The organism is Vibrio amylolyticus, from assembly GCF_023145695.1.
GTDB lineage: Bacteria > Pseudomonadota > Gammaproteobacteria > Enterobacterales > Vibrionaceae > Vibrio > Vibrio amylolyticus.
The window spans coordinates 187,136-202,081 of record NZ_JAJHVV010000010.1 but is presented as its reverse complement, the minus strand read 5'-3'; the positions used below and the strand labels follow the sequence as shown (position 1 = coordinate 202,081).

Here is a 14,946-nt window from a genome sequence, read left to right as displayed (position 1 = left end):
ATTAAAGAGCGTTGCTTATCGAAGTCTTCTTCTCTAAGCGGACGGTCATTCTATCGATTTAAGTTTCAGTGTCAAACACTTTTTGAAATTTAATTCTTATCGACTTTCCGTCATACTGATTCATGCTGATGCCTTGTGGCGTCTGCCGTGTCAGTGGATGCGCATTATAGAGAAGTTCATCTTCGGCGCAACCCTATTTCCAATAAAAAAACGGCTTTCCAGTTCGTTTGAACAAAATCCAATCAGCACGAATAAAAAAGGAGCAAAACATGATGTTTTACTCCTCGAAATCATAACTTCAATATCTATTGGTGTGCGATAACTCTATCGTCTTTAACAAGTAACTGTACTTTCTTATCAGGATCAACCTTTCCAGCTAGAATAGCTTTCGCTAACGGGTTTTCTACACTTTGCTGAATAGCCCGCTTCAAAGGCCTTGCCCCATACACAGGATCAAACCCTGTTTTGGCGATTAGCTCCAACGCTTGCTCTGAAACATCCAAATTATATCCATTTTCTTCCATTCGCTTCCCTAGACGCTCTAACTGTATAGAGGCGATGGATTTAATATGCTCTTTTCCTAACGGGTGGAACACGACACTTTCATCAACGCGGTTTAAAAACTCAGGTCGGAAATGTTTATTCACAACTTCCATCACTGCATCTTTGATTCCCTGATAATCCAGAGTAGCGAAATTCTCCTGAATTCGAGTCGATCCTAAGTTAGAGGTCATAATTACAACGGTATTACGAAAATCTACCGTTCGACCTTGTCCATCGGTTAATCGTCCATCATCTAAAACCTGTAAAAGGATGTTAAATACATCGGGGTGCGCTTTCTCAACTTCATCAAGCAAGATCACAGAGTATGGTTTACGACGTACAGCTTCGGTTAAATAACCACCTTCTTCATAACCGACATAACCAGGAGGGGCCCCCACTAATCTAGCTACTGAGTGTTTTTCCATAAACTCTGACATATCGATACGAACCATTGCGTCTTCACTATCAAACATAAAGCTTGCTAGTGTTTTACATAATTCTGTTTTACCTACGCCTGTTGGACCTAAGAACAGGAATGAACCAATTGGCTTATTCGGATCAGAAAGACCTGCTCGACTACGACGTATGGCATTCGAAACAACCTCTACCGCTTCAGTTTGACCAATAACCCGCTTGTGCAATACATCTTCCATACGAAGAAGTTTTTCTTTCTCAGCTTCAAGCATTTTTGAAACCGGTATTCCGGTTTGCTTAGAGAGCACCTCAGCAATTTCATTGTTCGTCACTTTATTACGTAACAGCGTCATTTCTTGCATTTCTGCTTGAGTCGCTAGATCCAACTGTTTTTCTAATTCAGGTATACGACCGTACTGAAGCTCTGACATTCGGCTCAAATCACCTGCTCGCCTAGCAAAGTCCATATCCATCCTTGATTGCTCAAGTTCTGACTTTATATGTTGAGTCCCAGACAGCGCTGCTTTCTCGGCATTCCAAACTTCTTCAAGTTCAGAGAACTCACGGCCTTTTTCTGCCAGTTCATCTTCGATAACAGTTAATCGCTTAGTACTGCCATCATCAAGCTCATTAATAAGCGCTTGTTGTTCGATTTTAAGTTGAATGATCTTTCGCTCTAATTTATCGAGTGATTCTGGTTTAGAGTCGATTTGCATACGAATACTCGACGCCGCTTCATCAATAAGGTCAATCGCTTTATCAGGAAGCTGACGATCAGAAACATAACGATGGGACAAGCTTGCAGCAGCCACGATGGCAGGATCTGTGATTTCAACATGGTGATGCAACTCATAGCGCTCTTTAAGACCACGTAAAATCGCAACCGTATCTTCAACGGTTGGTTCATCAACAATCACTTTCTGAAAGCGGCGTTCGAGAGCAGGGTCTTTCTCAAGATAACGTCGATATTCATCGAGTGTTGTCGCACCAACGCAATGAAGTTCGCCACGAGCCAGTGCTGGTTTCAGCATATTTCCTGCATCCATTGAACCTTCACCTTTCCCCGCCCCCACCATGGTATGAAGCTCATCAATGAAAAGGATGATATTTCCCTCTTCTTTTGCCAACTCATTAAGAACCGACTTCAAGCGCTCTTCAAATTCACCTCGATATTTTGCACCCGCTACGAGAGATCCCATATCAAGTGACAAGACTCGTCTTCCACGAAGTCCTTCAGGCACTTCGCCGTTAATAATTCGTTGTGCTAAACCTTCAACAATCGCCGTTTTTCCAACGCCAGGTTCACCAATAATGACAGGGTTATTTTTAGTGCGTCGCTGCAGTACTTGAATGGTACGACGAATTTCATCGTCTCGACCGATAACAGGATCCAGCTTTCCTTGCTCAGCACGTTCCGTTAGATCTATCGTGAACTTTTCTAAGGCTTGCCTCATTTCTTCTGCATTTTGGTCTTTCACTTTCTGTCCACCACGGATCTTATCAATCGCATCGTTAACTTTTTTCTCAGTTAAACCAACTTCTTTTAATAAAGCCCCTAAGGCACCGCTATCTTCAAGAGCCGCAAGGAGAAAAACCTCAGAAGAGATGTAGGCATCTTGTCTTTTCTGTGCAACCTTGTCACACATATTAAACAATGTTCCCATTGCACCAGAAAGCTGAACATCCCCACCTATTCCACTTACTTTTGGTAGACGCTCGAGTATTTCACTGAGCTTTGAACGAAGATGAGGAACATCGACATTGAGCATGGTGAAGAGTGGACGAATTGGACTACCATTTTGATCAAGTAAAGAAACCATCAGATGAACAGGTTCGATATATTGATGATCACGGCCAAGCGCTAAAGATTGCGCATCAGAAATGGCGATTTGAAATTTACTGGTAAATCTATCTAGGCGCATGTCTATGTTCCCGATCTAACTAAGAGTTATCTATTTAATAGAAAGATGGCTACTAAACATTCGGTTTTCAAGGGAGGCATTAGCTTTTCAAGAGAAGAGTTAGATTTTAGTTGGCAGAAATCAGTTCAAAAAAAGAGAAACTTGAAGCTCTCGAAAAAACGATGCCAATAGTTAGAATTAAAGTGTTGTTGGTATACAAAAGAAGATTAAGAAGGTTCAATCCAGATAAAGACGGCCTGACGCCCTGTCACACCATCGCGTCGATAAGAAAAAAATTGCTCTTTATCTTGATAGGTGCATAAGTTACTTGCCGTTACATTAACGACCCCCATACGATTTAAACGCTGTGTCGCAAGCATTGTCATATCAGCAAGCCATTTATTTGGCTCTTGTGTTGGTTTGAACGCTTTCTTAGCACTTTCATCGAAATGAACAAATGCCTTTAGGACATCGTCACCGACTTCAAATGCTTCTTTGCCAATCGCAGGTCCTAACCACGCAATAACATCACTCGCTTCTTCAAACTTAGCAATAGCGTTTTCTAAAATGCCATCGGCTAAACCGCGCCACCCCGCATGAACAGCAGCGACTTGAGTACCAGTTTTGTTGGTCAGTAAAACAGGAAGGCAATCAGCCGTCATTGCACTGCACACCACATTTTCAACGTCCGTAAATGCCCCGTCGGCATCTAATGCCTTACTCATTGGACGGTTTACGTCAATAACATACGTTGAATGCGTTTGATTTAACCAAATAGGTCGTGTGGGCAGTAAGCAGTGTTGAGAAAATAAATCTCTATTTTTCTCAACACAAGCTCTATCATCCCCAACATGGGTTCCTAAATTTAGCGCTTCATAAGGTGATTCGGAAAAACCACCAACACGAGTTGAAGCGACAGCTTTAACACAACTAGGAACATTCCAATTAGGGGTAAGTACATTCATCAATAATCGTCTTCAGAATGATTGTCTCTTGCATCTTCACGCAGAGCTTCAGTTATCGCTACCATGTCATCAGGCACAGGGGCATGGAATTCCATTGTTTCCCCAGTTACTGGATGATCAAAGCGCAGCATGACAGCGTGTAGTGCTTGGCGTTGAAACCCACGAATCATCTCAGTCACTTCTTCACTCGCTTCTTTTGGAATACGAGCTCGGCCACCATACGCAGTATCACCTAGTAGTGGATGCTGCAGGTAAGACATGTGAACACGGATTTGGTGTGTGCGTCCTGATTCAAGACGTAAACGGATGCGGGTATGCTCTCTAAAGTGTTCGGCGACACGGTAGTGAGTTACAGCCGGTTTCCCCATTGGCGCCACAGCCATTAGAGTCCGTTTTGTTGAGTGACGACCAATCGGCTGATCAACTTTACCGCCAGCGGTCATTTTACCAATCGCAATCGCTTCATATTCTCGAGTAATTTTACGCTTTTGTAGCGCACGAACTAATCGTGTTTGAGCGGGTACAGTTTTCGCCACAACCATTAGGCCGGTAGTGTCTTTATCGAGACGGTGCACTATTCCGGCACGCGGCACTTCTGCAATATCAGGGTAGTGAAAAAGTAATGCATTAAGCACGGTGCCATCTGGCGTACCAGCACCAGGGTGAACAACAAACCCAATAGGCTTATTGATAACCAAAAGGTCTTCGTCTTCATAGACAATATCAAGAGGAATATCTTGAGCCTCCCAACGCTCTTCATCTTCAAGTTCAGCTTGAACAATGATCACCTCTCCACCCATCACTTTAACTCGGGGTTTGGTAATCACTTCACCATCCACTTGGATTTTGCCTGCTAAAAGCCACTCTTTAATACGAGAGCGTGAGAAATCGGCGAATAATTCCGCAACTGCTTGGTCTAATCTCTGACCAAGCTGGCTATCTTTTACTGTATTTGTTAATTCTATCTGCTGGGCCATATCGAACTTTTTCAAAAACTGTGAGACTAATGCTCACTACTGTGGAAAAATAAGCGCCATTGTATCTGTTACGACGAAGAAAGTAACGGAAGCTTAAGAAATATTTAATTCAAGGAATCAGCTCCTGACATGAAACACTATACTTTATCCAGTTTACTCGCCCTCACATTGTTAGTTGGTTGTTCTAGCAGCGATGAAATCGTTCCTGATGTCCCACCATCAGAGCTGTACTCAGAAGCTCAGCTTTCGCTACGTTCAGGAAACTGGTTAACCGCGATAGGTCAATTAGAAGCTCTAGATTCACGCTACCCTTTTGGTGCTTACTCTGAGCAAGTACAACTCGATCTTATTTACGCTTACTACAAAAACGATGACTTGGCATTGGGCTTAGCGACTATTGAGCGCTTTACTCGATTAAACCCTACTCACGATAAACTCGATTGGGTGATCTATATGCGCGGCCTAACGCACATGGCACAAGATCGCAATTTTATGCACGACATCTTCAATGTCGATCGTAGTGACCGAGATCCTGAACCAGTGAAGTCTGCCTTTGCCGATTTTAAACGATTATTACAACGCTATCCTGACAGCCTGTATGCAAATGATGCAAAAATACGTATGCATGCCCTAAAAAATCGTCTAGCTGACTATGACTTAGCAACGGCTGATTTTTACCTACGACGCGAAGCTTGGATTGCTGCGATCAACCGAAGCCAAGAATTACAGAAAACGTATCCAAATACCGAAGCGGCTCGCAAATCACTGAAAATTCAGCTTGAAGCCTATAAGCAGCTAGGCCTTGAAGACTCTGTTGCAAGAACCGAAGAACTCATAAAGCTAAACAAGTAAAATCAATAACCTTATGATTTAAAACCGCTTCTACTGGAGCGGTTTTTTTATGTCCATATTTGCTCATAAGCGTGTTTCGACTTACCCTTAAGGTATCAATTAGTAAAGGATGACTTATTGTGCCGCGTAAATTCTATTATTGGATGTTATTGATAGTTCTCTCTGTAAGTGTGCCCATGGCATCAGCTTTAGAATTGTCACCATTACAAAAAACGCCTTACAAGGGAGACTTTGAACAGCTCAAAAAGAAAGGCGTGATCCGAGTTCTTGTCGCTGCTGACTTGGGGTTTTATTATATAGAGGGGGGAAGACCAAAAGGGATCATTGCTGAACTTCTTTATTATTTCGAAAAACAGCTAAAAAAAACCTCACCCTATCTAAATCTACAGGTTATTCCAATCCATAGAGATGACCTACTTCTGTCGATTGAAAATGGGTATGGTGATCTTGCTGTTGCCAATTTAACCATTACCGATAAACGGAAACAACACGTTGATTTTAGCTCCCCTGTCATTAAAAACGTCAGTGAACTGATCGTTACTCAGCAATCAGTTGAAAAGCTCACTACCTTTGAGCAACTCAGCGGTAAAGAAATATGGGTTCGCGCTAGTTCAAGCTACTTTGAAAGCCTTCAATCGATTAACAATCATTTAGACTCTCTTGGTAAGCCCCCTGTCATCATCCAATTTATTGAAGAGACTTTGCAAGATTATGAACTGATGGAGATGATAAATTTAGGCCACATAAAATCGACGGTCCTTGATAGCCACAAAGCCGAGTTGTGGATGAACACACTTGAGAACCTACAAGTCCATCATGAACTGCCGCTACGTGAGAATGGTGAAATAGCATGGGCGATGAGAAAGAATAGCCCTCAGCTAAAAAAAGTAACGGATCAATTCCTGCGTTCCGCTCGCTCTGGGACACTATTAGGTAATGTTATCTATAGTAAATACATTGATGATACTCGTTGGCTAGCCAGACTGCTCAACCCAAAAAAGATTGAGCGACTAGAATCCCTTTATTCCATTTTTCAGGTTTACTCTGAACAGTATGATTTCGACCCATTAATGATGTCTGCTCAAGGCTTTCAAGAATCAGGACTCGATCAAAGTAAGGTATCCCATAAAGGGGCTGTTGGTGTGATGCAAGTATTACCAAGTACAGCCAAAGACCCCAACGTTAACATTCCAAATATTCGTAAAGTCGATAACAATATTCATGCTGGTGTAAAGTACATGCGCTTTATACAAGATCGATATTTTACCAATGATGACATCAATGAAGACGATCAGGTCTATTTCACTTTGGCGGCCTATAACGCAGGTCCTGCGAATATCAGGAAGATGCGACGTCTCGCCAAAAAACACGGTTATGACCCAAACGTGTGGTTTAAAAATGTTGAAATCATCACTAGGCGAAACATTGGCAGAGAGCCTGTAACCTATGTCGCCAATATCAACCGCTATTATGTGGTCTACAAACAGCTTTCCGCATTAGAGCAATTACGAGCTGAAAGAAGTGCCAGTATTACACAAACGGACCTTCTGCCGATCGAAGCAAAGTAACACTGTAAAGAGAGAAGTTTAAGATCACATTTTGGATTGGTTGCAAAACAAGCAGGAAGGTTTATTGGGCTGTAGAAAGGCCCCAAAAGTCGGAAGTTATTTTGCGTGCTACCTCTTTCAATTTAAATAGTTTTCATTAAATAACAAGCTTTTCTTTAGCAAAATAGTGAGACTCTTTGCGTAGGATCACATTTAGTTTTCATCACTAAAAACCCACGCAAAAAGGTGAGGTGCATCACAATAAGTTCCTGCCAGATAAGTAATCTGAAGTTAACCCATGAGGGATGACACAGAGGAAAACATCTATGAAAGTAAACATCACTGGTAAGAATATCGAAATCACCTCTGCAATCCGTGAGCACATTGAAAGCAAATTTAAGAAGCTTGAAAAATGGCAAGTAGACATTATTAAATGCCAAACAAACTTTAGCGAAGAACCGAACAAACAGAAGAAGTTCGAAGCCGTTATCACCGTACCAAAAGGACAACTCGTCGCATCGGCTATTCATGAAGATTTATACACAGCTGTTAATGAGGTAGAACAGAAAATAGAACGTCAGCTGAACAAACTACGTCACAAGCCTGAAGCGCGCCGCGCTGAAAAACCAGAACTCGAAGAAGAGCTCGATTAACAGCAATTTAAACGAAACTAAAAATAGCGCTGAAAAGCGCTATTTTTTTGCTTGACGCCCTAAGCTAGCTTGCTTATTGTGTTTAAATATTCACTTGTACGTGACCACTATGCAAATTCAACTGTTTTTTTTGACTTCTTTTTTCTCCAATAACTTTGGGGGCTAGCTCGTTTTCAGAAGAAAAGTCAAAAACGAACAGAAAGCCTCCCAACCGGGAGGCTTTTTTATAAAGGAAATATTCATGACCGACAGACAATACTCACTGGAAGAAATTCGCACTCGCCTTAACGAATTGGACGATCAACTTCTCAGCCTGATCTCTGAGCGACGAAAAATGAGTATTGAGGTAGCGAAAAGTAAAGTAGAAACCTCGAAACCTGTACGAGATGCAGACCGCGAGCAACAACTATTGGTTAAACTTATTAACAATGGTGAAAGTAAGTACTCTCTTGATGCGCCATATATCACGAAACTTTTTCATACGATAATTGAAGACTCGGTATTACTTCAACAAGCCTACCTGCAAAACCTAGCAAACCCTCTTCAAAGTCGTAAGCCATTGGCGCGTGTTGCATTCCTTGGCTCTAAAGGTTCTTATTCACATCTTGCAAGCCGTGAATTTTTTAGTCGCAAAAACACAGAATTGGTTGAACTTAATTGTGACAGCTTTAGGGATATCGCGAGTACCGTAGAATCTGGCCATGCCGATTATGGCGTCCTTCCTATTGAAAACACGAGTTCAGGTTCGATCAATGAAGTGTATGACCTTCTTCAACATACAACGCTTTATATTGTAGGCGAGCTTACTCAGCGCATCGAACATTGTCTTGTGGCCACATCAGACATACGCCTTGAAGAGATAAAAACACTCTACTCACACCCACAACCCCACCAGCAATGCAGTGAGTTTTTAAATCACTTAAAAGGGGTGACTTTAGAGTCTTGCGCAAGTACAGCCGATGCAATGCAAAAGGTAAAACAGCTCAACCGCACTGATGTTGCAGCAATAGGCAACGCCTCAAGTGGTAAGATTTATGGACTGCAGCCTATTCAAGGCAATATTGCAAATCAAACCGAGAATCACACTCGCTTTATTGTGGTAGCACGTAAGCCTGTGGAGGTTTCTCAGCAGATTCCAGCTAAGACAACACTCATAATGTCCACCTCTCAAGAGGCTGGCTCACTAGTCGAGTGTCTATTGATCCTTCAACGTTATGGCATAAACATGACGAAGCTGGAATCTCGCCCAATCATGGGGAATCCTTGGGAAGAAATGTTCTATGTTGATTTACAAGCACATTTGGACTCACAACACATGCAGTCGGCCATTCAAGAGCTCACTAAAATAACCAAGCATCTCAAAGTACTTGGGTGCTATCCAACAGAGAATGTGAAACCGACTCAAGTCAAGCTTCAATAACCATACTTCTGTCTAATAATCAGCCGTTAATAGCTGACACCCCAATACGCAACCCGTAGAATGCAAAATTCGAATGGATTCGTAGTAAGTGTCAGCTTTTTTATATCTATCAGATACTGACTTTTATCTAATTATTTAATAACTAATAATTCAAGGTTGGCTTTTTATTATGATGTTAAGGATAACACTCCTGTATTGGGCACGTGTCACTCTGGCGATGGTCAAAACACAATGAAGTTAAATACACGAATTTTACTCTTAGTGGTTCCTGTTATTGCTATCAGCGCTGCATTGTCTGGTTACTCTATATTTGAAAGCCAAAAAGAGGCTCTTCTAAAACGTGAAGAGAGTTATTTACAGCTTAATATGGAAAAGCTGGCCGGACATTTTCGTCATGCTGTTTCTGTACTGAACAGTTACTCCTACACGTTGACGAAGAGCGACATTATTCGTTACTACTTTCACAATGAAAACAGCCCTTATCATGACCTTGAGTTAATTGATAACCTAACCCGTTCAATTAGGTCACTTCAGTCTGGTGTCAGCGTTAATGGGCGTATCGCAATTTTAGATAAGAACCGACAAACTAAGTTCTATGTCGATAGCCGAGTTGATGCGTTAGAGACCCTTGACCCAAAGATAAGGGACTATACCGATTCCGTTTTCTCAACAACCAAAAGTCCAACTCATATTGGCTACACACAAAACTCCCAAGGAGAAGGGGTATTGGTTCGCTATGACGTCCTTGACCGAGACAGCTTAAAGTCGCCCCTAAATTATCAAGACGCTGATATTTTCTTTGTCGTTGTTTCTGTTTCACTTCACTCTTTCAACCAGCTTCGTAAGCAAATTGAATTTGATACAAAAAGCAGCATATTTTTTACTGAGGATGCCGTAATACCTGAATTGTTAATGCCAGAACCCTCGGAATTAACTCAAACCGTAAAGTTAAAAAACGATTTTTATGCCACGCTCGATCCTGCGCATTTTATTGTTAAGAATAAAATATATGCAATGGGTAAAAGTCTTGCTGCCGCCTTTGGTATTTCCTCACTATTAACAGTCCTGATCTTAACCTTTCTCCTCTATCGTCATGTCATAAGCCCAATCTCCCGCTTAGACAAACAATTAGGTGAAGTGGAGAATAATGAACGAAAAAATATTGAACTACTAGGCGGTGAGGATGAGGTTGCTAACCTTTCAAAGCGATTTCATAAAATGTACCAGGAACTTCATACCACCTATCAAAAAACCAAAGCTCTAGCAGAAAATGACCACTTAACCCAACTTGCCAATCGCCACCAATTTCACCAGCTCGCGGAACAGGCGTTATCTAATCACAACGGCAATAGACAGGTATGGATTCTCTACATTGACTTAGACAACTTTAAATACGTTAATGATAAGTATGGCCATACTGTTGGCGATAAATTGCTTGTTAATTTTTCTCACCACATCAGAGCCTTGAGTGACGAATTCCATAGTAAACACAAAGTAACTTGCCTAGCCTCCCGCCTGTCTGGGGATGAGTTCGCTATTTTTATCTCATCGAAGTTCTTCGACAGTGAAAGTCATATTATTAAGACGTTCACTGACAAACTATTAGAGCCTATTCAAAAAAACCACGACTCGCTACTGGGTAGCTTCCCAGTTACGGCAAGTGTTGGTATAGCGACTTATCCTAACGATGGTAAAGACATACATTCTCTCATTTCTAGGGCTGATACTGCGATGTATCAAGCCAAAAGAGCGGGTAAAAACCAAATTGGATTTTACTCAAAAGAGATGGATCTCGTTGTTAAACGCCGAACTCAAATCGAGCGAGCCTTGAGAAATGGGAATATAGAAGAAGAGTTCTATTTAGTCTATCAGCCTTACTTTGATCGAGAAGGAAAAAATGTGGCTGGCGTTGAAGCGCTGCTACGTTGGAATTCGGTGAAACTCGGAGTTATCTCTCCTAGTGAATTTATACCTATTGCAGAGCAGACTGGGATCTTTGGTAAAATAGATCGCTGGGTAATTCAAGCGGCTTTCAAAGACTATAGCGTTTTACAATCTCAGTTTGACTATGATATTCAGTTAGCCATTAACCTCTCTTCCGCTGAACTTGATTCCATGCAATTGGCGCACTTCATTCGACAGCATGCGAAACAAAATGGCGTTAAACCTCACCTTATCGATTTTGAAATCACAGAAACGTTTGCCGCTGATTCACAAAGCTTCCCTCTTCTGCATGAGCTCACTATTCAAGGTTATCGATTAGCGATTGATGACTTTGGATCTGGTTACACATCGATTACTCACTTGGTTCAATACCCCGTACAGAAAATAAAACTTGATCGCTTTTTCTTAGAAACTTTGATAAAAACAGGCAATGAAAAAGTCATTAAGCCATTGATCGACCTATGTCATTCACAATCGATGGTCGTTACTGCAGAAGGCATTGAAAATGAAGAGATGCACTATTGGCTCTCTGCATATCAGTGTGATTACATGCAAGGTTTTCATTTTGCCCATCCACTTTCACTTGATGAACTGAGAATATGGCGTGAAAGCTTGCTTGAAGGAGTTTTAGATAATGAACCAAAGCAAGAGCAACCAAGTCGTCATAGCTTCGCTTAATCCCGCTAAAATAAGGGCCGTAGAAAGTGCCTTTGGTGAAGCATTTCAAGATACATCCTTTGAATTTATTGGTGTTTCGGTGGCGAGTGAGGTTGATGATCAACCGATGTCGAACGAAGAAACCCACTTAGGGGCCCTCAATAGGGTCAAAAACGCGAAACTTGCTCAGCCTAATGGCTTATATTACGTCGGCCTAGAAGCTGGTATTGAAGATAATGTGACCTTTGCATGGATGGTCATTGAGTCTCAACATAAACGTGGTGAGTCTCGTTCGGCAAGTTTAATGCTTCCACCAGAAGTTCTCTGCAAACTAGCCAATGCAAACGAGTTAGGCGATGTGATGGATGAAGTGTTTGGGACTCAGAATATTAAGCAACAAGGCGGGGCAATTGGTCTACTTACTCACAATCTTTTAAGTCGAAGCAGTGTTTATCATCAAGCGTTAATCTTAGCCTTAATTCCATTTATCAACCCAAGTCACTTCTCCAATAACCTGTAAGCCAAACAAATAAAAACTCAAAGTTCGACAATCAATGATGCGATAGCCTTACTTTGAGTTTTCTCTACCCTTAATTAGCTTTATCCATCTACTTTATCAGTAACTTAGCTATTTTTTCTCTTTCGTCATCAGACTTGGCTTTCAGTTCATTAGAGCCACGTGTTATCGTCGCGACACCGACTCCTAGCATTTGACTCAATTGACGTTGAGAGATATCACCCTTAATCAACTCACAAACGATATTTGTACGAGCTAACAGGGCATCTCTTTCATCCGAGGTCATTAACATCGTCAACAATAACTCATGCTGCTCAGTATCCACTGCATGCTTAACTAAATCCATTAACTGCTGCCAATCACGATATTGAGGTTCTAACGACATATACACACTCGCTTCAAATTTGATGACTCTATTGTAGTGAGTTCAAACGCCATTGGAATCAATATTTTGTTTTCACCTCATGTTCATTGAGAAAGGCCCCATCGACTCCCATTAGGTCGCGGTAATACGTCTCGAACATCAGAATATTCTGAACATAACCACGAGTCTCTTTAAAAGGAATCGATTCAATAAAGGCATAAGCATCGAGCTTTTCGTCAGTTCGTTTACGCCATTGTGTCACGCGATGTGGCCCTGCATTATAAGCGGCTAAAGCGAAGATACGGTTATTGTCATAACGCTCTAATAATCCATCAAGGTAGTGACTGCCTATCTCAATGTTTTTTCCTATTTCATAGAGCTCGCTCTTTCCTTGGTAACTCAATTGATATTTCTTAGCTGTGTATTTAGCCGTCGATGGCATGATCTGCATAATGCCTCGTGCACCAACAGGAGAGCGAGCTTCACTGTCTAACGCACTCTCTTGACGAGCCAACGACATGAGCGTGATTGGGTCAATATCGTGTTTGTCTGCGTATAAGTTAAACCACTGCTGATGAGCAACGGGGAAACGAATACTGGTGTTGTCCCACATTTTGGCTGAGATAGACGCCGTTACCGATAAGTGGTGCCACTGTTTCATCGACGCATAAGCGGCTAACATCTCTTTCTCAACACTAGAACTTCGCTGTAAGAGCCAACGCCACTCATTTTTTGCCGCTGCGATTTTATCTAGTTCAAGGAGTTCTTGAATACGCGTTAGAGTTGACTGATAAGGTTTGATAACCGATTTATCTAACGTGATAGTGGTAACTGGGTATTGAATCGACTGCTTCATCTCTTTCGCCGCCGCAACGCTATAAAAGTTTCTTAACCCCATAATTTTTTCTAATCGAAGATGCCCATTATGAGCCTCCCCTAAGGCAATTTCAGAACGAGCTAACCAATACTGCCAGCGAGGAACTTGACGATAAGATTTAGGTAATAAATCTGCCCACGCTTGTACGCCATTCCAGTCGACATGCTGAATCGACAATCTGATTCTACGCTCAATAAGAGAACGGTTTTGAGTTGTTTTTATAACACTGTCACGCCAAAGTGCTAGCTCATCAGATTCGGTATTAATCAATCTAAATGCAATGAAGTCTGCCAATTCTTGAGCTTTATCCGTAGAAAATTTTTGTCCCTCAACGACTTTATCAAAACGACTTTGTGCTTTTTCTGCATCTTTCCGTGCTAATTTTTTTAGTGCTAATTCACTTTGTTGCTGATTAAAGAGCGTTACTTTTTGTTTTTTTGCAAACGCGCCAACAGAACTCGGACTTGCATAAAGCGCCTTCATATCTTTCGCCGCTTTCTTGGACGCAGAGCTATCAAGTTGCTTCGCTAGGTAACCCATTAAACGACTATTGTTCTCTTTAAAGGCAAGTTGCATGCGTTCTAGAATGACTTGATCCGTTTTATGCCCTGCTTTCTCCCAAAGCTTAAATAGAGGATCACAAGCATCCGCTACACTATCTCCACTTAGCCAAAGCTTGGAAGCGCCTTCAAAGGCTTCTTCTCTATTACCTGTCTGTGCATGAGCATAGTAGTAGTGACATAGGTAAGTTTCACCTTTAGGCGGCTTTGTTTGAAACTCTAGAAATCGTTGCCACTCTTTTTGAGACGCAAGCTGATCCAAGTAAGGAGCACGAACACGGTAAGAGAACGGGAAGTCATTATAATCGCGAATAAAATCGTTCACTTGCTTCGGAGATTTTTCATCTAATTGTGCATAGAAAGCTCGGTAATCCACATAAGGCGTCAATGGATAAGATGCTATTTTAGGTCTTAAATTCAAATATTGATCAACCTGATTGGTATCTAATAGGTCTTGAGCTTGTTGATATAGTTTGCGCTGTGAGGGTAAATCTAGGGATTCTGCATACGACGTACCGCAGATCAATGAGCTCATAGCGATCATTGAACTAAGAAGGCGCTGCGGTTTAACAAATGACAAAGACTTCATTAACTCTCTTCCTGTTGAGATAAGCTTTGGTGAATACTAATTACGCTAATTCTAGTGCCAAATGTAAAGCCTTTGTTCACAAAAAGAGATAATTTAATAAAATTGCGACAAATTTATTTAAGTTTATCTAAAAGCCATTTTCTTTGAGGCTTGTTTACATTATTCC

At 41.5% G+C, this 14,946-nt stretch carries 11 protein-coding genes and 1 other annotated feature; of the genes, 6 read left to right on the top strand and 5 right to left on the bottom strand.

What is annotated here, in order from left to right:
* Nucleotides 1–305: 305 nt before the first annotated feature.
* The 3 genes from clpB to rluD form a co-directional block, all read right to left on the bottom strand.
* Nucleotides 306–2,879, bottom strand: coding sequence for an ATP-dependent chaperone ClpB (gene clpB, locus KP803_RS16580; protein ID WP_248009970.1), 2,574 nt, complete (start codon nt 2,877–2,879; stop codon nt 306–308).
* Nucleotides 2,880–3,085: 206 nt separating this feature from the next.
* Entirely contained in the window at nt 3,086–3,823 is a 738-nt protein-coding gene (gene pgeF, locus KP803_RS16575; RefSeq protein WP_248009969.1) for a peptidoglycan editing factor PgeF, read from the bottom strand.
* Complete coding sequence (rluD, locus tag KP803_RS16570; protein WP_248009968.1) at nt 3,823–4,800, bottom strand: 23S rRNA pseudouridine(1911/1915/1917) synthase RluD; 978 nt, start codon at nt 4,798–4,800, stop codon at nt 3,823–3,825. Before rluD ends, pgeF begins: the two co-directional genes overlap by 1 nt.
* Before the next feature lie 129 nt (nt 4,801–4,929).
* On the opposite strand from rluD, the gene KP803_RS16565 reads away from it, so the two are divergent.
* The 6 genes from KP803_RS16565 (at nt 4,930) to yjjX (ending at nt 12,393) form a co-directional block, all read left to right on the top strand.
* Nucleotides 4,930–5,652 (top strand): outer membrane protein assembly factor BamD, encoded by a 723-nt coding sequence (locus KP803_RS16565; protein ID WP_248009967.1) that lies wholly within the window; start codon nt 4,930–4,932, stop codon nt 5,650–5,652.
* 143 nt (nt 5,653–5,795) lie between these two features.
* The gene (locus KP803_RS16560; RefSeq protein ID WP_248009979.1) at nt 5,796–7,220 is read left to right on the top strand and encodes an MltF family protein; all 1,425 of its coding nucleotides are present in this window, start codon (nt 5,796–5,798) and stop codon (nt 7,218–7,220) included.
* A 305-nt stretch (nt 7,221–7,525) separates the two neighbouring features.
* The gene (gene hpf, locus KP803_RS16555) at nt 7,526–7,852 is read left to right on the top strand and encodes a ribosome hibernation-promoting factor, HPF/YfiA family (RefSeq protein WP_248009966.1); all 327 of its coding nucleotides are present in this window, start codon (nt 7,526–7,528) and stop codon (nt 7,850–7,852) included.
* Between the two features lie 108 nt (nt 7,853–7,960).
* Nucleotides 7,961–8,081 (top strand) — a sequence feature (Phe leader region).
* 12 nt (nt 8,082–8,093) lie between these two features.
* Nucleotides 8,094–9,272 (top strand): prephenate dehydratase, encoded by a 1,179-nt coding sequence (gene pheA, locus KP803_RS16550; RefSeq protein ID WP_248009965.1) that lies wholly within the window; start codon nt 8,094–8,096, stop codon nt 9,270–9,272.
* Between the two features lie 231 nt (nt 9,273–9,503).
* Entirely contained in the window at nt 9,504–11,894 is a 2,391-nt protein-coding gene (locus KP803_RS16545) for a putative bifunctional diguanylate cyclase/phosphodiesterase (protein WP_248009964.1), read from the top strand.
* Complete coding sequence (gene yjjX, locus KP803_RS16540) at nt 11,851–12,393, top strand: inosine/xanthosine triphosphatase (protein WP_248009963.1); 543 nt, start codon at nt 11,851–11,853, stop codon at nt 12,391–12,393. The genes KP803_RS16545 and yjjX overlap by 44 nt, the downstream gene beginning before the upstream one ends.
* A gap of 88 nt (nt 12,394–12,481) precedes the next feature.
* Here yjjX and trpR read toward each other — a convergent pair whose 3' ends face one another.
* Nucleotides 12,482–12,775, bottom strand: a complete 294-nt coding sequence (gene trpR, locus KP803_RS16535) for a trp operon repressor (protein WP_248009962.1) — start codon at nt 12,773–12,775, stop codon at nt 12,482–12,484.
* 58 nt (nt 12,776–12,833) lie between these two features.
* Nucleotides 12,834–14,780 (bottom strand): murein transglycosylase, encoded by a 1,947-nt coding sequence (gene sltY, locus KP803_RS16530; RefSeq protein WP_248009961.1) that lies wholly within the window; start codon nt 14,778–14,780, stop codon nt 12,834–12,836.
* Between the last annotated feature and the right edge of the window lie 166 nt (nt 14,781–14,946).